At 72.1% G+C, this 21,554-nt stretch carries 17 protein-coding genes; 2 read left to right on the forward strand and 15 right to left on the reverse strand.

Going from position 1 to position 21,554, the window contains the following annotated elements; genetic code table 11:
- Window positions 1-39 precede the first annotated feature (39 nt).
- Window positions 40-591 carry a GAF domain-containing protein gene (locus CHC09_RS06495; protein ID WP_089292072.1) on the forward strand — a complete coding sequence of 184 codons (552 nt, stop codon included), beginning with the start codon at window positions 40-42 and terminating at the stop codon, window positions 589-591.
- Between the two features lie 243 nt (window positions 592-834).
- Here the strand turns inward: CHC09_RS06495 and CHC09_RS06500 are convergent, their stop codons facing one another.
- The 8 genes from CHC09_RS06500 to CHC09_RS06535 all read right to left on the reverse strand — a co-directional run bounded on the left by CHC09_RS06500 (window position 835) and on the right by CHC09_RS06535 (window position 7,670).
- Window positions 835-1,719, reverse strand: coding sequence for a hypothetical protein (locus tag CHC09_RS06500; protein WP_089292073.1), 885 nt, complete (start codon window positions 1,717-1,719; stop codon window positions 835-837).
- A complete protein-coding gene (locus CHC09_RS06505; protein ID WP_089292074.1) occupies window positions 1,716-2,099 on the reverse strand; it encodes a PadR family transcriptional regulator in 384 nt (127 codons plus the stop codon). The genes CHC09_RS06500 and CHC09_RS06505 overlap by 4 nt, the downstream gene beginning before the upstream one ends.
- Window positions 2,100-2,262: 163 nt before the next feature.
- Complete coding sequence (locus CHC09_RS06510) at window positions 2,263-2,667, reverse strand: VOC family protein (protein WP_089292075.1); 405 nt, start codon at window positions 2,665-2,667, stop codon at window positions 2,263-2,265.
- A 9-nt stretch (window positions 2,668-2,676) separates the two neighbouring features.
- Window positions 2,677-3,111 carry a helix-turn-helix transcriptional regulator gene (locus tag CHC09_RS06515; protein ID WP_089292076.1) on the reverse strand — a complete coding sequence of 145 codons (435 nt, stop codon included), beginning with the start codon at window positions 3,109-3,111 and terminating at the stop codon, window positions 2,677-2,679.
- 29 nt (window positions 3,112-3,140) lie between these two features.
- Window positions 3,141-4,406 carry a HupE/UreJ family protein gene (locus CHC09_RS06520; protein WP_089292077.1) on the reverse strand — a complete coding sequence of 422 codons (1,266 nt, stop codon included), beginning with the start codon at window positions 4,404-4,406 and terminating at the stop codon, window positions 3,141-3,143.
- Entirely contained in the window at window positions 4,406-5,629 is a 1,224-nt protein-coding gene (locus tag CHC09_RS06525) for a DUF3500 domain-containing protein (protein ID WP_203833060.1), read from the reverse strand. Before CHC09_RS06525 ends, CHC09_RS06520 begins: the two co-directional genes overlap by 1 nt.
- Before the next feature lie 188 nt (window positions 5,630-5,817).
- Window positions 5,818-7,230, reverse strand: coding sequence for an alpha-amylase family glycosyl hydrolase (locus tag CHC09_RS06530; protein WP_089292078.1), 1,413 nt, complete (start codon window positions 7,228-7,230; stop codon window positions 5,818-5,820).
- A 17-nt stretch (window positions 7,231-7,247) separates the two neighbouring features.
- On the reverse strand, window positions 7,248-7,670 hold the full coding sequence (locus CHC09_RS06535; protein ID WP_089292079.1) for a cupin domain-containing protein: 423 nt from the start codon (window positions 7,668-7,670) through the stop codon (window positions 7,248-7,250).
- A 47-nt stretch (window positions 7,671-7,717) separates the two neighbouring features.
- On the opposite strand from CHC09_RS06535, the gene CHC09_RS06540 reads away from it, so the two are divergent.
- Window positions 7,718-9,049 carry a pyridoxal phosphate-dependent aminotransferase gene (locus CHC09_RS06540; RefSeq protein ID WP_239138196.1) on the forward strand — a complete coding sequence of 444 codons (1,332 nt, stop codon included), beginning with the start codon at window positions 7,718-7,720 and terminating at the stop codon, window positions 9,047-9,049.
- Here CHC09_RS06540 and CHC09_RS06545 read toward each other — a convergent pair.
- The 7 genes from CHC09_RS06545 to CHC09_RS06575 all read right to left on the reverse strand — a co-directional run bounded on the left by CHC09_RS06545 (window position 9,042) and on the right by CHC09_RS06575 (window position 21,445).
- Entirely contained in the window at window positions 9,042-10,253 is a 1,212-nt protein-coding gene (locus tag CHC09_RS06545) for a hypothetical protein (RefSeq protein WP_143232227.1), read from the reverse strand. The two genes, CHC09_RS06540 and CHC09_RS06545, sit on opposite strands and share 8 nt — an antisense overlap.
- 73 nt (window positions 10,254-10,326) lie before the next feature.
- A complete protein-coding gene (locus CHC09_RS06550) occupies window positions 10,327-15,093 on the reverse strand; it encodes a hypothetical protein (RefSeq protein ID WP_089292081.1) in 4,767 nt (1,588 codons plus the stop codon).
- Window positions 15,090-17,033 carry a CHAT domain-containing protein gene (locus CHC09_RS06555; RefSeq protein WP_089292082.1) on the reverse strand — a complete coding sequence of 648 codons (1,944 nt, stop codon included), beginning with the start codon at window positions 17,031-17,033 and terminating at the stop codon, window positions 15,090-15,092. The genes CHC09_RS06550 and CHC09_RS06555 overlap by 4 nt, the downstream gene beginning before the upstream one ends.
- Window positions 17,030-17,812: a hypothetical protein gene (locus tag CHC09_RS06560; RefSeq protein ID WP_089292083.1), complete on the reverse strand. Its 783-nt coding sequence runs from the start codon at window positions 17,810-17,812 to the stop codon at window positions 17,030-17,032. The genes CHC09_RS06555 and CHC09_RS06560 overlap by 4 nt, the downstream gene beginning before the upstream one ends.
- Before the next feature lie 251 nt (window positions 17,813-18,063).
- Window positions 18,064-18,918, reverse strand: coding sequence for a geranyl diphosphate 2-C-methyltransferase (locus CHC09_RS06565; RefSeq protein WP_089292084.1), 855 nt, complete (start codon window positions 18,916-18,918; stop codon window positions 18,064-18,066).
- A complete protein-coding gene (locus tag CHC09_RS06570; protein ID WP_239138195.1) occupies window positions 18,915-20,036 on the reverse strand; it encodes a family 2 encapsulin nanocompartment cargo protein terpene cyclase in 1,122 nt (373 codons plus the stop codon). Before CHC09_RS06570 ends, CHC09_RS06565 begins: the two co-directional genes overlap by 4 nt.
- Window positions 20,036-21,445 carry a family 2B encapsulin nanocompartment shell protein gene (locus tag CHC09_RS06575; RefSeq protein WP_239138194.1) on the reverse strand — a complete coding sequence of 470 codons (1,410 nt, stop codon included), beginning with the start codon at window positions 21,443-21,445 and terminating at the stop codon, window positions 20,036-20,038. Before CHC09_RS06575 ends, CHC09_RS06570 begins: the two co-directional genes overlap by 1 nt.
- Between the last annotated feature and the right edge of the window lie 109 nt (window positions 21,446-21,554).

Genomic DNA, 21,554 nt, shown 5'->3' on the forward strand with positions numbered 1-21,554 from the left:
ACATCCAGGCCGGCGGGTCACCGGTTGAAAGGACCTTCGATGTCAGTGACGGCCTTCGAGACATGCTCTCTGGACGTGCTCGTGGACACGCGGACCGCCGCTGTGACCGACCTGTTCACGGCCGGGCTGCTGGTCCGGAACCGGTTGCGGATGATCCTCGACGACGTCGCCGAGCGGCTCCGCACGCCGTTCGCCGGGGTCAACCTGGTCCGGGAGGACGCCGTACTGTTCGTGGCCGCCACCGGGGCGCCGGCCGGGCTCGACGAGCCCGGCGGCATGCCGGCCGAGTGGTCGCCCTGCCGGCGGGTCACCAGCCGGGACAGCCCGCTGGTGATCGGCGACCTGCACGCCGACAGCTGGGGACACTTCCCGCCTTCGGTGCTGTTCGGGCGGATCCGGTCCTATGTCGGGGTGCCGCTGCGCACCGACGGCCTGGTGGTCGGGGCGCTCTGCGCGCTGTCGGAGACCCCGGACGCCTTCGACGGGACGACAGTGGCCTGGCTCGAGGGCCGCGCCGACGAGGTGCTCCGCATCTTCGACCTGGGTCGCTGCCAGGCCGCGACCCCCGGCCTGCTTCCGACCTCCGGCTGATTCGACCTGAATCACTGCCAGGCCGCGACCCCGGAACGCAGCCGGCAACGACCGGCAACAAGTTCAAGATCCATTTCGCGGTACGACCGATGGGGCACCGTGGCCAGGCTCGAGCCGAGTCCCGTGCCGCACGGGTCGGGCCCCGCCGCACGTACCCGGACATCCTGATCTTGCCGGCACACACGAGCGGGCGCCCGGTCCGGCCGGATGGCGGACCGGACGCCCGGCACCTCGTGCGGACCGTCAGGCGCGAGCCTGACGCCGCCGCGTCGCCACCACCGCGATCGCGGCCAGGACGACACCGGCGACCAGGGACGGCAGGCCCACGGACGGGTAGAACGACAGCAGCGACTGGGGATCGGTCATGCCCCGGTAGAGCGTCTCCAGGGCGAAGGTCGGCGCCGCCGCGAGCAGCATCCGCTGGTCCGCCGAGGCGACCCACAGGAAGGCGCCCATTGCCAGGACGACCACGCCCGCGGCGAGGACCTGCCGCACCGGGTCGACGAGCATCAGCCGGTCGACCGGTAGCAGGTGGAGCACCAGCACACCGAGCGTGACCAGGACGGCGTTGCCGCGCTCGGCCGGTGGCACATCGGCGGGACGACGCAGGCCGGCGATCACCAGCGGAGCCGCCACGACCGGCGCCCACCACTGCGGCATGCTGTTGGCGAACAGGTACTGCGAGATCGCGGTCGGCACGACGATCGCGGCGACCACCAGGCCGGCGGCGAGCCGCCGACGGTCGAGGAGCACGGCCAGGAAGGCCGCCGAGGTGAGCACCAGCAGCGGGCCATGCGCGCGCAGCGGGGTGCCGAGGCCGCCGAACTGGACGGCCTCGGCGAGGTCGTCCAGTCCGATCAGGGCGCCGAGGGCGAGCACCGCCAGCGCCGCCAGCTGCATGCCCTGCCAGAGCAGGACAGCGGTCGGGCGCGCCGCCGCGCCGCCGGCCCGCACGCGCAGGCCGCCGCGGATCAGGGCGACCGCCTGCCGCCACTCCGGCCAGCGCCGGGCGGGCGAGACGTCGCTGACCAGGATCTCCAGCAGCTCGTCGCGGCGGTCGTGGCGGTAGTCGGCCGGATAGGACCGCAGCAGCGTGCGATAGCGGCGCTCAAGGATGTCGTTGCTCATGCCGGCAGGGCCCTCCAGGTGGGTAGCAGACCGGTTTCCGGCCCGGGGGAAGTCGGGTTCGACAGCCGCTCGTGCACGACCCGGGCCGCCTTGGCCAGCCGGTCCGCCTCCTCGGCGAGCACCGCCTGACCGTTCTCGGTGAGGCGGTAGTAGCGCCGGGCCCGGCCGTTGACGATCTCCTCGCCGTCCGCGATGACGAAGCCCTCGCCGAGCAGGCGGTCGAGCACCGAGTACAGCGAGCCGGCGGCGAGCTTCACCCGCCCGCCGGAAAGCTCCTCCACGCGCTTGACCACGGCATATCCATGCAGTCGTCCATCGAGAAGCGCGGCAAGAACGAAGTACGAGGGCTCCCGCAGGGAGGCGCGCGAACTTGATCTCATAGTCGCCGAATATACAAGTAACTTGTATATGTAGCAACACCGTTGATCCGGTCCGTCGATCCGTGCCCGCTCGGCGACTCGCGGACCCCGATCGACCTGCGGCAATAGAACCGCGGCGGAACCCGGCCCCCGAGCGACCGGCCCGGGCCCGACGCTGGTCGCTCTAGAGCTGGTTGATCCGGATCAGGTTGCCGGCCGGGTCGCGGAAGGCGCAGTCCCGGATGCCGTACGGCTGGTCGGCCGGCTCCTGGACCACGTCCGCGCCGCCGGCCACCAGCCGCTCGAAGACGCCCTCGAGGTCTTCGGTCGCCAGGGTCACCGCCGCGTAGCTGCCCTTCGCCATCATCTCGGCGATGACCCGGCGCTCGTCCTCGGTGATGCTGGGGTCGGCGGCCGGCGGGTGCAGCACGATCGAGACCGGCTGCCCCTTCGGGCCGACCGTGATCCAGCGCATGTCCTTGAAGCCGACGTCGTTGCGCACCTCGAAGCCGAGGACATCGCGGTAGAAGGCGAGCGCCGCCTCGGCGTCGTCGTGCGGGAGGAAGCTCGCGTGAATTCTGATATCCATACGACCAGGCTAGGAACGCGGCGCGCGCCGGGCTTCTCGATTCCTGATCGGTCTGGTCACCTGTTTCGCGACGCAGGACGGGATGCCCTCGGTCGCGTCGGCGGCGCTCTTGCGGTAGGCGCTCGGCGAGATCCCGACCAGCTCGGTGAACCGGGTGCTGAACGTGCCCAGCGAGGAACAGCCGACCGCGAAACAGACCTCGGTCACGCTCAGATCGCCGCGGCGCAGCAACGACATGGCACGCTCGATGCGGCGGGTCATCAGGTAGCCGTACGGCGACTCGCCGAAGGCGATCTTGAACTCCCGGCTGAGGTGGCCGGCGGACATGTGCGCTCCGGCGGCCAACGCCTCGACGTCCAAGGGCTGGGCGTAGTCACGGTCGATCCGGTCCCGCACCTGTCGCAACCGCTTGAGGTCACGCAAGCGCTGTTCGTGACTGGTCACCCGGCCATCGTGCCACGCCGCCGGAGGAATCAGCCATGTCGGGTGCGGGTCGCCGCGGATCGTCGAGTGAGGATGAGAACGGCCGCTGCCGCGGCCCCGACCAGGGCCGTCAGCAGCACGGTGGGATGTGTGCCGACGCTGTCCGCGACGGACGCCACCGGGTTCGGCCGGCCCAGCCGCGCGATCAGCCAACCGGCCGCCGCGACACCGGTCAGGGCGGCGGCGGTCAGGCGGAACCGGTGGCCGAAGCGGGTGCGGGCGACCGCCACCAGCACCGGCAGGGCCAGCGCGACCAGCGCCAGCTGAACCAGCTCGATGCCCAGGTTGAAGCCGAACAGGCTGAGCGCCAGGCGGCCGGTGGAGAGTCGCAGCTCGGCGAGCGTGAACGAGAAGGCCAGCCCGTGGCCGAGACCGAAGAACGCGGCGACGGCCGCCTCTCGGCCGGGGAAGATCGGGCGTACGGCGTGCGCCGCCCCGACCAGGATGCTGGCCGCGATGAACGACTCCACCGGCCACGCCGGGAGGTCCAGGTGCGTCGACGCGCTGACCGCCAGGGCCGCGGAGTGGCCGATCGTGAAGGCCAGCGTCGTACGCGCGATCCTGGCGACCGTCGAGCGCGGGCCGCCGGATCCGGACCAACGCCCGCCGGCCGCCAGCAGCGGCGCCGGAAGGAGCAGGATCAGCAGGAAGAGCAGGTGGTCCGCGCCTTGCAGGATGTGCTCGGCGCCCAGTTCGACCATCGCCAGGAGACCGGACCACCGGCTGCCGTCACCCAGGTCCACTCGGAGCGCCGGCACGGTCATGGTCCGGTTGTCGATCTGGATCGTGCCGACCTGCGTCGAGGACGACGACAGCCGGCCACCGGCCCAGTCCCGCCGGACCGAGACGAGCACGGTGTGGGTGACGACCCGGTGGACGATCACGTCGTACCCGAGGGTGAAGTGCCGGAGGTCGCCACCGGCCGGCGGTGTCAGCGTCGCCGTCGCGGTGATCTCCTGGTAGGGGCCGGTCGACGTCTGTTCCGCCGAGCCGACCGCGACCTCGCCGACGGTGACCGTCCAGGCCCGGCCGTCGGTCGAGAGTGGCCGGATGTGGGCGGCCAGGTACGTCCGCACCGGCTCGCCCCCGCGGGCGAGGTCCAGGTCCGCGGACGGCAGCTCCAGACGCGCGGTCACCGACGTCTCGTGCACGTCGAGCAGGACCACCGAGTGCGGCATCGGGTGGGCGGCGGCGGGCGGCGCCCCGAGCAGGAGCGCCGCCGTCACCACCAGTGCGGTGATGAGTGCCCGTCGCATCAGAACGAGAACTCTCCGCCGTAGTCGCGAGTGTGGTCACGGTAGACGGTGTGGTAGTGGATCTGGTCCCGGTAGACCACGCCGTTCTGGCAGACGAACTCGATCCACACGCTCGGCCCGTCGATCCGCAGGTAGTCGCCCTGGGTCTCGTAGCCGGTGCCGCCAGAGATCCCGACGACGGTCCGGTCCAGCTCCGACTCGTAGATCTTCAGGAGCTGCCGCGCCGAGGCGTCGTCGCTGTTCGAGACCCACGCCTTGATCGCGTCGAGGACGAGCCGCTTCTGCCCGGGCGAGAACGTCTTGACCGGGACGCCCTCCTTGGTCGCCGGGAACTGGCCGTCCTTCTGCGGGCCGACCAGCACGTCCCCGAAGGACTCGGCCATCGTGGCCGCGGTCATCTGCTTGGTGGTGAGGCTCGCGGCGAGGGCGGCGACAGAGTTCTTCTGGGCCGCCATCGCCTCGACGGTGGCGCCGCTCGAGTCGGTGTAGCTGATCGGTTCGACGCCGAGGAAGAACGGGCTGGCGCCGGTCACCCGGCCCTTCTCGTAGGTGAGATGGACGGCGAGGTGGTGACCGCCGAAGTTGAGCTGCCAGGTGCCGGTGACCGAGGGGGTGCCGAGGAACGCCAGGTAGTAGAAGCCGCTGCCGTACGAGAAGGCGCCGCCACCGCCGCCGGCGGGCGGCCCGCCCGAGCCGGAGGGCGCGGGGGCCGGCTCTCCGGAGGCGGACGGGGCCGAGCCGTCACCCGGGCCGGCCGAGCCGCCGCTGTCCGCGGCCAGCAGGTCGTCCGCCGCCATGATCTTCCTGATCTGGTCGAAGCCGGTGCCCTGCCCGGTCCCGGCCGCCACCCGCAGCACCGTCTCGGCCGCGGTGAGCTGCTCGGCGGTGAGGGTGCCGAGCTCGATCCCGGGCCGGCAGGTGCCGGCGCACGGCAGGTTGGACCAGGCGGTCGCGTTCTCCTCGGTGAGATCGAGCAGCACCTCGGACTTCTGGCCGTCGCTGAGCGTGCCGAGGAACGCGTCGGCGGCGTTCACCAGCCCGGCGACGCCCTTGGCGCCCCGGGTCGGGTCCTGGGGCGCGGCCAAGGGGCGGGGGTCGGGGGCGGTGGCGGCGTTCGCGGTGGCGATGCCGGCGCCGAGGACCGCGAGTGCGGTCGCGGCCAGGGCGACACCACGCCAGCGCCGGGGGCCCGGCTGGGCGTGACGGGCCGTTTCGTCCTTCACGGGATACTCCTCACAGAGGACTGGAGAATGGGTCACAAGATTGTTGACAACCGCATCCCCGGCGCACAACCCAGCAATCTGGAATTGCGCCTGTGAGTTCTCCGTCAAGAACCTGTCAAACTGGCCCACCTGCGGAAACGTTGAAACAAATGTTCACAGGCAATAGATAGGCGTTTCTTATCCCATTCCTAGGAAAGGGTGAGGATGTGGAAACCCCAAGGCGGCAGATCGACAAAGAGTCCGTCGGTCGCCAATTCACTGCCGGACCGTTCGAAGACCCGGCCGTCCAGCCGGTCGACCAGCCGCCAGGCCCGCCCGGCCAGTGCCGGCCCGGGCAGCTCGACCCGCCCCTGCGCCGGATGCGCCGCGTAGTTGACCACCACGACAGTGGCGTCCCAGGACCAGGCCAGCAGGTCCTGATGCGACGGGTTGTCCGGCCAGCCGGAAGTCCCGAGCAGCCGCCACTCCCCCCGCCGGACGTCGCCGGCGACCTCGATGAGTCGCCGGTAGAAGTCGCGCAGCCCGAGGTCGGCCGGCTCGTCCGGGTAACGGGCCAGGAAGACCGGCAGCCGGGTACGCCGCCCCTCGAACTGCCCGTCGTGCCAGAGCGTCGCCCCCGGCAGGGTCGCCACCGCCACCGCGGCCGCCCGGCCCCGCCCGTCCGGCATGGCCGCCGCGGCCCGCGGCTCGTCATGGTTCTCCAGGAAGCGGACCAGTCTGTCCTGATAGTCCCGGCCGGCCGCGAGGTGCGCGCGGACCGAAGCGGCATCCTCGTGCGCGAGCCGGTCGTAGAGCCGCTTGTCGTAACAGAAGTCGAAGCCCTGCTGCTGCAACAGCCACTCGGTGTCCCAGTACACCTCGGCGATCAACGCGACGTCCGGATGCCGCTCCCGCAGCTCGCCGATCAGGCCGGGCCAGAACTCGGTGGCCGGGACCGGGCCGGCGTGCCGCCCCCAGGTACCCGCGAAGATCTCGTTGGTCAGCAGCATCGCCATGTCGCAGCGCATCCCGTCGCACTGCTCGGCGATCCGCGACATCACGTCCAGGGTCGCCGCCCGCAGCCCGGCGGAGAACGCGTTCAGCTGGACCACATCGGGCCACGGCGGAAAGAACGGGTCCCGCCCGTTCGCGATCGAACCGTCCTCCAGGCGCACGAACCAGTCCGGATGCCCGAGCACCGCCGGATGGTCCGGGGCGACGTGGTTGGGGACATAGTCGAGGATCAGCTTCAACCCACGTTCGCGCAGCTCAGCACGGGCTTTCGCGAGCCCGGACGGTCCGCCCAGCCGGTCGTCGACCCGGTAGCGGCGCACGCAGTACGGCGAGCCGACCACGTCGTCCGGCGCCAGGTCGGGCAGCGCGCGCCGGAACGCCCGCTGCAACCCGTCGTCGGCGCGGGCCACCGCCAGACCGGCCGGACTGCGCTCCCAGACACCCATCAGCCAGACCGCGTCCAGGCCGGGCGTGGCCACCTCGTCCCAGACCCCGGCGGGCACGTCCGCCAGGGTCACCGGGCGGCCGAGCCGGCGGGACAGGCCGGTCAGCCACGGCCAGGTATCGATCTCGTAGATCGCCGGGGAGGCCGGCCAGCCGGTCTGCACGGTCTCACGTTAGCGCCTCAGCAACCGGGATCAGGAACGTCCAGGCTGATCGGTTTTCCGTGCGGCGTCGCATAGACGACGTCCAGGATCAACGGCCCGCTCCCCTCGTTCCGGCCGACATGGGACCGCGGCTCGTCCGGGTCCTCCATCAGGCTCTCCCCGGCGGTGTACCGGTGCCGGGTCGTGCAGTCGGACAGCTGGTGGGTGAGGGTCCCCTCGCGGACGTTGCCGAACACCAGGCCCGGGTGCCGGTGCCAACCCGTGCTGCCGCCGGGCGCGATGGTGATCTCCCGCAGCAGGTAATCGGTGTCGTCCACCGTCCACCGCCAGACGGTCCGGGCTGTCACGGCGGTGCCGGGCGTGGCCTGCGCCTCGTCGGCGACGCTCACCGAGCCCAGCACCACGCAGCCGATCAATGCCATCCGAAGGATTCCCCGCATGTTGTTCCTTTCCTCCGCCTTAAGCCTCCAAGGGGATCAACGAAGTTGTGAACGATCTGGCTGCGACCTCCGTACTCGTCGGCGGCATCGTCACCGAGGACCAGCGGGAGGACACCGTGGCACGGACCGGAATCGACACTTCGATCCTGCACAAGGGAGCGCACAGCGCCTCCTACTTCGACCTCGCCCGGGCGGCCGGTGAAGGTGCGGAGATCGTCGACTTCTGCATCCCGTGCAACCCGTACTTCCCCACCCCGGAGATGTTCGACGAGCTCACCAGGGAGCTGAAGAGCATCCTGAAGTACTACCCCAGCGACTCCGCCACCATCACCAAGAAGCTGGCCAGCGTGCTCGGCCTGCACCCGCAGACGGTGGCGATGGCGAACGGCTCCACCGAGCTGATCACCTGGATCGACCACCTGCTGGTCAAGGAGAGCCTGGCCGTCCCGATCCCGACCTTCGGCCGCTGGACCGACCAGCCCCTGGAGACCGGCAAGCGGGTGGACATGTTCCCGCTGCAGGAGCGCGACGGCTTCCGGCTCGACCTGGAGGAGTACGTCGAGTTCATCCGCGAGCGCCGGTCCCGCGTCGCGGTCGTCTGCAACGTGAACAACCCGGACGGCAACTACCTGCCGCGCCGCGACATCATCCGGTTCATGGACCAGCTCAGCGACCTGGACCTGGTGATCATCGACGAGTCGTTCATCGACTTCTCGGACGCCGAGCGCTACCCGTCGGTCGGCCCGGACGCGGTGATCCGCCCGAACGCGGTGGTGCTCAAGTCCCTGGGCAAGAACTTCGGCCTGCACGGCATCCGGTTCGGGTACATGCTGAGCAACCCGGCGATCGCCGGCAAGATCGCGAAGATGCTGCCGAAGTGGAACCTGAACTCCCTCGCGGAGAAGGTGGTCCACATGATCCAGGACCACGAGATGGAGTACGAGGAGAGCCTGCGCCTGCTCAGCCGCGACCGCCGGTCGATGGGCCGGGAGCTGCAGCGCATCCCGGGCCTCACGGTCTTCCCCTCGCAGGGCAACTTCTACCTGGTCAAGCTGCCGACCGAGTGGTCCGGCGTGGCGCTGCGCGACTTCCTGGTCGCCAACCACGGCATCATGACCCGCGAGTGCGGCAACAAGCTGGGCATGACCAGCCAGTTCATGCGCCTGGTGGTCCGCCCGGCCGGCGACGTGGACCGGCTCGTCGACGGCATGCTCGACTACTCGCAGCGCTTCCACGGCCGCTCGGTCTACGAGTCCGACACGCTCGAGAGCACCAGCCGCCGCTGGGCCGAGTCGTACGACGAGAAGCCGGACAACCTGGTCCCGTACCCGCAGCGCGGTGGCGGCGAGTACACCGCCCGCCGAGCCGCCGTCAGCTGACCGCCGGGTCCGGCTCGGAGAGAGCCCGCATCAGGGCGCCCACGGCGGCCACGTCGCGGGCGCGGGTCGCGTCGCCGCCCCCGTCCCGGTGACGCGGCCCCCGCGGGCGCAGTGCGAGCACCTCGTCGACGGCGCGCGGCCCGACCTTGAACGTGTCGTAGCCGGCCGGGCCGGTCAGGAACGCCAGTGCGGCGGCCGACAGCACCGCGCGCACGTCGGTCAGCCCGCTGCCCAGCCCGCGCAGCAGCCCCGCCGCGCCCGACGGGGCCCTCGCGACATCCGGGTGGGTGAGCACGTCGCGGAGGCTGCGGCCGCCCAGTCCGGCGTACGCGAAGGTCGCCAGGGCCCGGCCCACCCGCGCCGCCTCGCCGTCGCCCTGATCCTCCGTCGCACCGTGGCAGAGCTCGATCCGCGCCGCCGGCGGCGGATAGTCCGCCGCGCCCGCGCCGTCCCCCGCGCCGATCGCGCCGGCCAGCACCTGCCTGTAGGCGGCTCCGCACGCCACGCTCGCCACCACGTCCGCGAACGCCTCCCCCAGCCACGGCTCCCACCGTGCCACCGCGGCCGGGTCCAGCCCGGCGAGCGCCCCCGGCAGCTCCGCGGTGAGCCCGCAGTCGTCCTCCACATGGTGTCCCGCCTCGTGCGCCACCAGCAGCACCCCGGGCAGGTGACCGGTCAGGAACCAGGGCATGCCGATCACCGGGACCGGCAGTCCCCGCACCGCCTCCACGCCCGACCTCGTCCGCACCCCGCGCGGCAGCAGGTCCCGGTAGCTCACCCCACGGGCGGCCGCGAACGGCACCGCACCCCGATCCAGGAAGACCAGCGGCGGCTCCTTCAACCGCCCGTCGACGGCCCGGTGGTAGACGGCCCAGGCCAGCTCGTCGGCGACGTCGAGGATCCGGCGCAGCGGTTCCACCTGCCGCAACAGCAGCTTGGCCCGGAAGAAATCCCAGACGTGGTGCAGGTCGAGCACCCGCTCGAACGGGTCGGCCAGCTCCGGCACCTCGGCCAGGGCGGCGCCGAGCAGGCTCGTGATCGCCTCGATCTGACTGGTGTGCTTCTCCATCGCCTCGGCGGTGGCCAGCTCCCGCCAGTACGCCCACTCGTCGCACAACCCACGCACCGCGTGCGCCAACTCCAAGTCCCGCAGCTCGCTCATGCCGCCACCCGAGCTAGCTGATTCGCTTGCCAGCTCGCTCATGCCGCCACCTCCGCTACGCTCCGGCGTCGCCATGAGCCACCGACTGAGCTGGCTGATTCGCTCGCCAGCTCACTCATTCGAGGCTCAGCAAAGCGGTCTCGGCGGCGAACACCGTGGTCGACTGTGCGGCCAGCAGCGCGTCGTCCAGCTTCCAGTCCAGCGTCCGGCCCGCCGGAAGCCCCGCCGGCCGGATCGCCCGGACCGCGTCGAGCGGGGAGGCGCCCCGCGCGATCCCGGCCGCGATGGTCTCGACGTAGCCGCCGCCGGTGCGGATCAGCCCGGTGGCGAAGACCGCCGGCACGCAGGCCTCGGCGAAGACGTGCGCGGCGAACAGGTTGCGCAGCATGATCTGCCAGGGCATGTCGTACGACGAACCGGGGTACGGCGGGTCGAGCACCAGCACCGGCTCCCGGCCCGGCCGGCCCGCCCGCAGCCACCGCACCACGTCCGACGGCTCCAGGGTGTCGTCCGCACCGCCGCCGAAGGCGAAGTACGGGCCCGAGTCCCGATAGTCCAGCCGGGCGCAGACGTGCAGGACCGTCGGCGAGTCGGCGAGCGCGGCCGGCGCCTGCCGCAGGTCGTAGGAGTGCCGCACCTGATAGCCGCTCCGGTGGTAGAGGTCCGCCACGTGATATCCGTAGTCCTCGTGTGAGCTGGGCGCGATCGGCCCGGTGGACTCCGCCCGCAGCACCACCGCGACCGGGCGCCGGGCGGCCCGGTCCGCGGCCAGCCGCCCGCGCAGCTCGGCGAGTTGCTTCCCGCGCAGCGGGAGGCCGAGCGCCTCGATCCGGAGCGCGTGGCCCGTCTCCGGCCCCATGATCCCGTCCACCTCGATGCCGGCCTCGTCGAGGTTCAGCGCGTACTGCAACCAGCGCACGTCGACCGGACGGGACCGGCCCGGCATCCCCCGGTACAGGGCGGCGGCCGCCCCGGGCGACGGGGCCAGCTCCCACGGCAGCCCGTGGACGAGCACGTCGTCGGAGTCCAGCCGCACCGCCTCCGAGCCGGTCAGGGCCCGGCCGAGGTCGCCGGCCAGATCCGCCCAGTCCCGCACGAGCCGGACCTGGATCTCGTAGAAGCTGCGGGGCAGGTCCGGCGGCCAGGAGAGCGGGCTCGTCACGGGTTCCGGGCCGTCGGCGACCAGCCGCTCCGGCTCGGGGCCGCCGAACATCCGGCCGAGCCGCCAGTCCAGGTCGATCGCGGCCGCACGCAGCCGGGGATCGCCGAGCTGCACCGCGGCCCAGCGATAGATGTCGGCGGACCACCGGGACGGCCAGCTGACCCCACGGCACAGGCTGACCGCCTCCTCGGCCAGCTCCGGAGCGGCCTCCGTGGCCAGGCCGACCGCTCGGAGCAGCGGATAGCGGGAGTCCGCGAGCAGGACCGCGCGGTTCGGCAACGCCCCGCCGCCGACGGCGAGCAGCGGCCGGCCCAGCAGCGGATCGGGGTGCGCGGCCGGGAGGCCGGCCAGCACGCGCGCGGCCCGCTCCCGGTTCCCGGCCAGCCGTTCCAGGATGGCCAGCCACGGCAGCTGGGCGGGCGCGTCGTCCGGCCGGTCCGGCGGCCAGGTCAGCAGCGGGCGCAGCCGCTCGACGTCGGAGGCCGGCACCGGGTCGGCGCACCGGGCCAGCTCGGCCAGGACACCGAGCCGCGCCGACGGCGGACTGATCCGCTCCATCGCTTCGAGCAGCGGGTCGATCAGGTGCCGGTGCGCGGCCCAGGACCGGGCCAGCCGGGCCGCGATCACCGCCGCGACGAACCGGGGCGGCCCCTCGACCGGTTGCGGCCGGTCCGCATCGAGCCGCTCCGCGGTCAGCTCGTCCCAGAGCATCCCGATCCGGTCGCCCTCGGCAACCGCCGGCCTCAGCAGCGCGGCCGCGGCCCGCAGGTCGCCCACCTGCCGGACCAGGAACCGGTGGTGCAGGTACGCGCACTCCGGATGGCCCTCGGTGAACCCGGCCGCGGTCCACGAGGCGGCGGCCTTCTTCAGCTCGTACTCCGCCTCGTCCAGTTGGAGCAGGTCGCCGAGGAGCACGCCGCGGTCCTGGCGTACCTCCGCGACCAGCGCCGCGCCGCCGCCACCCGGCACCTCGTCCGCGGCCTTGCGGGCGGCGGCCAGGGCGTCCAGCGCGGCCGTGCTGTCGCCGAGCCGGGCGTGCGCCCGGGCCTGGACGCGGCACGCCGCGGACCGTTCGGCCGGCCCGGCCGGCTGGATCCCGGTCAGCACCTCCAGCGCGACGCCCGGCTGGTACGCCGCGATCAGCAGCTCGGCCTCCCGCAGCCGGGCGCGGAAGCTGCCCCGCGCACCGGCCCGGCGGCACCAGCCGAGCGCCCGGTCGAACCGGCCGGCCGCCTCGGCGTCCCGGGCCAGCGCGAGCGCCAGCGGCTCCACCTGGTCCGGTCGGCGCCGCTCGGCCAGGGCGAGCGCCTCGGCGAAGATCGCGCCGGAGGCGGAGCCGACCGCGTCGGCGCGGACCCGCAGCAGGTCGATCCGGTCGTCCTCGGACGCGTCCGGCAGCGCGTTCTCGACCAGGGCCGCGGCCTCGGCGGAGCGGCCCCGGATGTGCAGCGTGGCGGCGTGCATCGCCGTCGCCAGCCCGCCGGTCGCCGCGGCCGCCCCGCCCCGGACCGCGGCGGCCCTGGACAGGAAGCCCTCGGCCGCCGCCCAGAGCGGGTCGGCGCGGGTCGCACCGGCCTGCCGGGCCTGCTCCACCGTGGCGTACGCGAGCCAGACGAACGCCCGCTCCACCGTCTCGTGCGAGACCAGCGGGCTCCCGTCAGCACGCCGCAGCGGCACGCCGTCGGCGTCCACGTAGTCGTCGGAGAGCACGTCGCGGGCCAGCTCCGCCAGCCCGTCCAGGTCCCCGGCCGCCCGCCGATTCCGGATCCGCGCGTCCCAGTACCCCGCCGCGTCCGCCTCGCCGAGCTGAACCCGGTGGTAGAACGACTCGCGCTGGAACGGCGCCGGTGCCTGCGGATGCTCCCCGGCCAGCCGGTCGAACCGGTCCCGGAACGCCAGGTGCAGCCGGCGGGCGACCGGCTGCCGGGCGATCAGCTCGCGCATCGGCGCCCGTACCTTCTGGTGGAAGGTGACCAGCCGGCCGTCCCGGGCCGGCTCGGAGACCCAGGACCGCTGCGCCGCGTAGTCGAGCAGCCGGCGCCAGGCCCGTTCCAGGCGGGCCGGGTCCACCTCGGACGAGCGGAACGGGAAGATGTCGTCCCGGCCGCTCAGGTGGTGCTCGTCCTGGCGTGGATCGTCCAGGTCGTTCGGGCCCTGCCGATTGCGCTCCAGGAACGGCCGCATCACCTCGATCAGGTCGTTGCGGTGCAGGCGGCGCGGGACCACGCCGTAGCGGACCAGCCAGCGCACGTCGTGGTCCGGGATCCGGCGGATCACCCGGTCGATCAGCAGCCGCAGCGCCGGGTCGCGGTAGTTGCGCAGATCCTCCGGGGAGGTGCCGGGCTCCTCCTCGATCAGGTCGGCGAACATGGCAACCAGGAACGGGTGGCCGCCGGTCCGCTCGACCACCGCGGTGCACAGCCGCTCGTCCGTGATGTGCCGGAGCTCCCGCAGGTAGCGCCCGGTCTGCTCGGGGCTGAAGTCGCCGAGGGCGATCGACTGGACCGGGCCGAACCCGGCCAGCCCGGCGGCGGCGCGTTCGCGCAGGTCGTACCGGCCGGCCAGGACCAGCCGCAGCGACGGGCAGCGCGCGACGATCCGGGCCAGCATCCGCAGCAGCTCGTCCGGGTCGGCGCCGAGCAGCACCTCCTCCAGGGTGTCGACCACCAGCAGCACCGGGCGGGCGCCGGCCGCGTCGTTGAACCGCCGTACGAAGATCTCCGACACCGTCCGGTCGATGGCGTGCTGCTCCTGGGCGGCGAGTCCCCGCATGGCGGCCCGGCCCGGCTCGGCGTCCTGCCGGTCGAGCATCCCCCGGTACGACGAGAACCGGTCCAGCCGCTCGAACACCCGCCGCGCCCACCGGCGCTCCAGCTGCTCGGCGATCTCCAGGAGCAGCAGCCACGGGTAGCGGGCCGCCACCACCGGATCGACCAGGTCGAAGTCGACGCGGGCGCAGGGGATGTCGTACCGGGCCGGCACACATCTACGGGCGACCAGCCACTGCAACTGGACGGTCTTGCCGGTGCCGGTCGGGGCGAAGATCTGCCAGACCCGCTCCGCGGCCCCGCCCAGCAGGGCGTCCGCCCGCTCGGCGAGCCCGTCCGGCTCCAGGAACTGCGCCGATCGGCTCCACGCCCCCGACCAGAAGAGCCGCGCCCGCAGGTAGCCGGCCCGCTCCAGGCGCAGCTCCGCCACCTCCGGCCCGGCATACGTGATCCGCTGCGGATCGCCCAGCACATCGATCAGGTCCTGGCATCGGGCGAAGTCCCGGTCCCGGTCCGCGACGCGGAACTCGGCGTCGAACAGCTCCATCGCCGCGGCCGGGTCGGCCACCAGCAGGTGTCGCAGCCGTTCGGCGGGCGAGACGTGCCAGGCGGCGATCTCCGCCTCCACCTCGGCGAGCACCCGCGGTTCGGCCTGCCACTCGGCCATCCAGGAGGCGGCGTCGGCCCGGGCGACCTGCCACGTCGGGGGGTCACCGCCGACCGCCTCGATCAGGTTCCGACCGGCCAGGTCGTCCAGCGCGGGAGCATCCGGCGCGATGTGCCGGGTCCGCAACCGCTCGTACAGGTCCCGGTCGAAGGTTCCGGCGGCCGCGCACACCCGCAGCGCCAGCCGCCACGACTCCGGCAGCCCGGCCCGCTGGATCTCCTCCAGGCTCTGCCCGGAGCGCAGCAGCCGGACGACCTCGTCCAGCCGCCGCGCCTCGGCGCTCACGACTCCACCGCCCGGATCAGCCCGAGCGCGACCAGCACCTCGTTGAACCGGGTCACCCAGGTCTGCGGCTCCACCTCGGACATCACCTGGAACACCCGCTCCAGCTGGTGGAAGTCGAACCCGCGGCGGCGGCAGTAGTCCCGGGCCAGCCGCATCATCTGCGCCGCCTGGAAGTCACCGATCGTCACCAGCGGGCCCCAGTACGCCTCGTCCCGCACCGGCAGCCGCTCGGCGAGCCAGTCCGCCTTGCCGACCAGCATCACCCGCACCCCGCCCCGACCGGCCCCGACCGGGCGCAGCAGACCCGGGTAGATCGCCCCGTCGAACGACTCGGGCAGGATCTGCTCCGCGTTGTCCAGGGCGATCACGTGCGGCCGCTCGGCCGCCGCCGCGGCGAGCGCGGTCCGGAACGCGTCCAGGATCCGGTCACGGTGCTCGGCGGCGCGCGGCCGGTTCTCGTCGAACCGCCACCACTGGCCGGCCGCCCCGTCCGGAGTACCGGCCAGCCGGTCGAAGACCTCCTCGAAGCCGGCGAACGCGCTCGCCGGCAGCGGCTCGGCCTGCTCCGGCGCGGTGCACGCCTCGCGGATCATGCGCAGCACGTGCAGCCAGGTCTTGGTCCGGGCCGGCTCGCCGTCCGGCCGGGCCAGCGGCACCCCCACGTCCACATAGGTGACCCGATAACCGCGCAGGAAGTAGGTGAGCAGGCAGCAGCGGGTGAACCAGGTCTTCCCGGTGGGCTTGTGCGGGTTGCTGGACCGGCCGCCGACCACCAGCAGCGACCGGGGCTCCCCCTCCGGCGGGTCGAGCGCCCACCACGCGTCGCGCCGCCCGGACGCGTGGTCCAGGAAGTTGCGCATCATCGCGTACTCGGGCCGGCCGACCAGCCCGGCGATCTCGTCCGGCAGCCGCCGGAAACTGGTCCGCAGCACATCGGCCGGGTCGAGGCGGCAGGTGAGCACCGGCATCGCCCACTCACCGGTGTCCCCGGACGTCCTGGCCATCTCGGTGCGGGCCGCGGCGACCGCCCGGTCCAGGCCGGCACCGGCGAAGACGCCCCGGTAGAAGTGGGCGGCGAAGTCGGCGGCGGCGGGCGACTCGACGTCCGCCTGCATGGCCACCACCGCGCCGGCACCGGCCCGCAGGAACGCCTCGCCGACGCCACCGACCTGGTCCAGCGGGTCGGCGGCGGTCCGGCACGCGTTGAGCACCACGAGCCGGGGCACCCACTGCTCCGAGACGAGCAGGCCGATCTCGGTGCTGGGCAGCTCCCAGACCGTGCCACGCGACTCGCCGGCGGTCACCCAGTTGAACGCCAGGGCGGCGGCCCGGCCCGGCACCCGTGGCATGCCGTGCCCGATGAAGTGCAGCACGTGCGGGCGCAGCCGGTCGATCTCCTTGGTCAACCGGTCCCGGTCGGGGCCGTCCACGATCTCCACGTGCGCGTACGCCGGGTGCTCGGCGGCGGCACCGGTCAGGCCGGCCAGTTCCTCGTCGCCGAGCACCTGCCGGTCGGTCGGGTTGCAGACCACGACCAGCACCCGCAGCGGGCCGTCGATCGGGTCGCCGGGCCGCGGCGGCACACCCCGCCACAGCGTGGAGGCCCGGCGCAGCGCCAGCCGGTCCGTCCCCGAGGCGAGCAACTCCCACGGCAGGGCGCGCAGCGGCGGCGGGAGGTGCAGGCGCAGCCGCAGCGGCGAGCCGTCCTCCTCCAGCTCCGCCCAGAGCCGCGCGGTCTCGTCCCGGATCACCGCGTCGAACAGGGTCCGCCCGAGCCCCGCCCGGGTGTCGGCGGGCATGCGGCGGTCCAGCGCCCCGGCGAAGTGCGCCACGTCCAGGTCGCCGGCGACCTTCGCGGTGGCGGCCGGGCGGCCGGTCACGGTCAGCGTGACGGTCGTCCCGTCGGCGGAGACGGCCAGCTCGGCGTCGAGAGCGGTCACAGCGCTTCCAGCACCGAGTCCGGGTCGTCGCGCGCCTCCTCGACCAGCAGTGGTGGCACCACGCCCGGCGCGGCGCCCCGCCCCGGCTGCTTCGGGCCGTAATCCGTCTCGACCCGGTTCAGCCAGTCCCGCCGCAGCCGGAACACCCGGTAGAACGGGGTGACCTCGGTGCCGGTCCACTGCAGACCGACGGCGCTGGAGCGGGCCACCGCCACCTTCCCGGACAGGTCGGCGAGCTTGATCGGTCCCACGCCGGCATGCGCGTCGACCCGCAGCTCGGCGGAGGCGTCCCGCTCGGCGGCGGCGAGCACGGTGCCGCCCGCGGCCGCGATCACGTCGGTGACCCCGGCCAGCTCCTTCGCCCAGTCGCCGCTCCAGTAGCGGCGGACCAGGCCGGCGGCGACCGCCCGGGTGTCCGCGAACCGGTCCTGGGTGAGGCCGGTGAACAGGGCCAGCACACTGGACGATCCGTCGAACGAGACCAGCGCGCCGGCATCGGCCGCGGCGAGCGCCGAGAAGCCCTGCGGGGTGGCGCCGGCCAGCTTGAACGTGACCTTGACGGAGCCGTTCGCGTCGTACAGGAAGTCGGCCGGCGGCGCGGCCGCCCCGGTCTCGAAGGTGATGCCGTATTTGGCCAGGTCACCGGCGGGGCGAATGGTGTCGCCCGTGGTGTCGAGCACATCGCCGACCCGGATCCGTTGAGACAGCGGCCAGTTGATCCACCAGCCGCGCCAGGCGTCCCGCATCGCCGACCGGTAGCTCCCGAGAGAATCGCCCATGATCGCCCCCTTTGGACACTCCGGCATTCATAGTCCTCCATGTATCACGGAGCGGGAATTGCCGATTCACCCGAGATGGAGCCGCCGATCATGCGACGTGATACACCCACCCACTACGACCTCCAGGCCCACCGCCGCCGCAAGACCGACATTCACCCCAAACCCACGACGCCGTACGACCGAAGGCGGCGGCCGGGACAGGAAACCGCCGCCGGGACGGCGCCCCGGCGGCGGTTCGGTGGTCGAGCGGGTCAGACGCGGTCGGCGGCGATCAGGAGGTAGTGGAAACTGCCCTCCTTGTACGCCGTCAGGAACGCCTCCTCGATCCCGGTGGCCACCTCCGACCTGGCCCGCATCTCCCAGTACGGGATGGTCGCCGCGGTCAGGTCGACCACGTTGATCGGGACGAGGCCGTGGGCGGCGAGCGCCTTGAAGTATTCGCTGCGTGGGTGGATGTCGCAGGTGTAGTGCTCGTTGATCCTGCTGACCGGCTTGGAGCGGCGGCCGGTCACGTCGTTCGCGCAGCCGGTGACGCAGACGTAGCGGCCACCGAAGCGCAGCATCCGGGCGAACTCGGCGTACAGGTCGTACAGGTCGACGTACATCGTCGTCTCGTTCGTCCAGATCGCCTGCCGGGAGCCGTCGCCGAACCCGGAGTGCAGCATGTTCCGGAAGTGGAACCGCACCTTGTCGCCGACCCCGCGGAGCGCGGCCTGCTCGTTCGCGAAGCCGACCTGGTAATCCGAGATCGACACGCCGTCGATCTGGCAGCCGAACCGGGCGTTGGCCATGATGCTGGTGCCGCCGCGGCCGGAGCCCGCGTCCAGCAGGACGTCGGTGGACTTGATCGGGCCGAGGTGGTCGAGCAGCAGGTCGGCCTGCGCGTTCTCGAGGCGGTGCAGCTCGGTGATGATCCGCTGTTCACGGGTCTCCGCCGGACCGTCGAGAACGCTCCAGTCGGGCTCGCCGACGCCGTAGTGATGGTGGTAGAGGCCGTCCACCTCACCCAGACGCAGGTTCACCGGGTCGATCCGATGGGTGTTCCAGTAGTCCGCCACGGATCGCTCGAAGTCGGTGCGCAAAGGGGAAGCAGCGGTGGTGATCATGATTTCTCCTCCTTGGTGTCGTGATAGCGGCCGCTGGTCGCATGCCACTCGCGGCTTCCGCCCAACCACGCCCACGTGTCGACGAGGAAGCGGCGCAGGGTGGGCGAGCCGGTCGCGCTCAGCGACGCGGCCAGGGTCACGAAGGTCTCCATCAGCTCGTTGTGGATCTCGACGGTGCGCAACACCGCTTCGCGCTGCGTGAGCCGTTCGTTGGCCACCAGAACACTGGGCAGGTTGTGATCGTTCTCGGACTCGTTCGGGCCGGAGTACAGGTCGTTGACCAGCACGGCGGCGTCGCCCGCGGCGGTGAACGCCTCGCGTACCCGTGGGTGGTAGAACTCCTCCGGTGGCAGTTCGTAGCCGCCCAGCACGTCGATCAGGATCATCGGCGGCAGGTAGTCGTTGAGGTGCCGCTGCACCAGGTACTCCCAGACCGGCGGGGTACGCCGGTTGGCGTGCCAGTCCGCCTCCTGGGCCCAGGCGACGAAGAGGATCGCCATCTGGTGCTGGAAGCGGGCCATCTGCGTCACGGTCGTGTACCTGGCCAGGTGCTCCAGGGCGCTGCGGAACGCCACGGAGATCGGCTGGAGCCGGTGGTACCCCTCGAGATCAGCCAGGTAGCGGCCCGGCAGTGCCGCCGGGTCGATCACCGCGTGCAGGTTCGCGAGCCGGGAGCCGACCACCATCGGATCGGCGCCCAGGGACACCTCATCCACGTAGTAATCATCCGCCGCCCACTCCGCGACCAGGCACTTCGTCGCGGCGAGCAGCCGGTCCGGATCACTGGTGGCGGGGTGGGCGAGCATCATGAACCGGCCGAAGTTCGCCGCCCGCAGCTTGTCGAGGCGGCCCGGGTAGATCCCGACCTGCTCGGCCCAGCTCACCACGGCCTCGTTGACCTGCTCCCCGAGCGCCCGGTCGTCGCGCAGCGGCCCGGGGCAGAAGAGCCGCGGCTCGGCCGGCTTCTCCGGCCGGGGCGAGAAGGCGCGGGCCGCCGAGGTGCCGAGCCCACTTGGGGCAAGATCGATCTTCGGTACGAACAGTGCGCTCAGATGGCCGGACGGCGCACTGGTGAAATCGGTCAGGATCTCGCGGCCGAGATCGACTGTCCGCAACATCAGTGCGAGAGCTCGACGTGGTCCAGGATGCCCAGGGCATCCGGCACCAGCACCGCCGCCGAGTAGTACGCGCTGACCAGGTACGACATGATCGCCTGCTCGTTGATCCCCATGAACCGCACCGACAGGCTGGGCTGGTACTCGTCCGGGATGCCGGTCTGGTGCAGCCCGACCACGCCCTGCTCCGCCTCCCCGGTCCGCATCGCCAGGATGGAGGTGGTGTGCGTCTCGGTGACCGGGATCTTGCCGCAGGGCAGGATCGGCACGCCGCGCCACGCCATCACGGTGTGCCCGTCCATCTCGACCATCGGCGGGTAGATGCCGCGCTTGGTGCACTCCCGGCCGAACGCGGCGATGGCCTGCGGGTGGGCCAGGAACATCCGGGTGCTGCGCCGCATGCTGAGCAGCTCGTCCAGGTCGTCCGGGGTGGGCGGGCCGCTGCGGGTGTGGATGCGCTGCCGCAGGTCGGCGTTGTGCAGCAGGCCGAACTCGCGGTTGTTGATCATTTCGTACTCCTGGCGCTCGCGCAGCGCCTCCACGGTCAGCCGAAGCTGCTGCTCCACCTGGTTCATCGGGTCGTTGTAGAGGTCGGCGACCCGGGTGTGCACGCGCAGGACGGTCTGGGCGACGCTCAGCTCGTACTCGCGCGGGCACTGCTCGTAGTCGACGTACGTCCCGTCCAGGACCGGTTCGCCCTTGTGGCCGGCGGTGACCACGATCGCCGCCTCGCCGTGCTTGTTCTGCGGTCGCCGGTTCTTGGCACGGAACCGCTCGACGTGCGCGCGCAACTGGTCGTTCTGGCGCATCAGGTCGACGAACGCGGAGCGCGGCATGCTCAACAGGGTCACCGCGGTCATCGCCTTCGCGGTGTAGTCCCAGATCCGCTGGTCCTCGGTGAGCGCCTGCATGCCGAACGCCTCACCGTCGGCGAGGACGCCCAGGTTGACCGGGTCGCCGTAGTTGCCGACGCCGACCTTGTCCACCTTGCCGTGCGCGATCAGGTAGACCCGGTCGGCGACCGAGCCGAACTCCACGATCACCTGGCCCGGCTCGAACTCCTGCTGGGTGAACTTGTCCGCCATGGTCGCCAGCACGTCGGCGTCGTCGAACTCGCTGAGCACCGGCAGCTCGCGCAGTTCGCCGGGGATGACCCGGATCTGCGAGCCCACGTTGGTGAAGCTGAGCCGGCCGTCGCCGATCCGATAGGTCATCCGCCGATTCACCCGATAGGCGCCTCCCGAGACCTGCACCCAGGGCAGCTTGCGCAGCAGCCACCGGGAGGTGATCTCCTGCATCTGCGGAACCGTCTTGGTGGTGGTCGTCAGGTTCCGGGCGGCGGCCGTGCTGAGGCTCTGCCGCCGCTGCTCTTGCTCTTCCTTACGGATCTCGGACTGCATTGGAGTAGCCACCGCTCGTACCCCGTTCGTCGGTTTTCCATCGGGCTGACTAACGGTCGTTCTATCGCATATCGGACCCTTCTGTCGGGTTTCACCGAACATATACAGCGGTTCTGACCTG

Origin of the sequence: Actinoplanes regularis, from assembly GCF_900188005.1 — a bacterium.
GTDB classification, from domain to species: Bacteria; Actinomycetota; Actinomycetes; order Mycobacteriales; family Micromonosporaceae; genus Actinoplanes; species Actinoplanes regularis.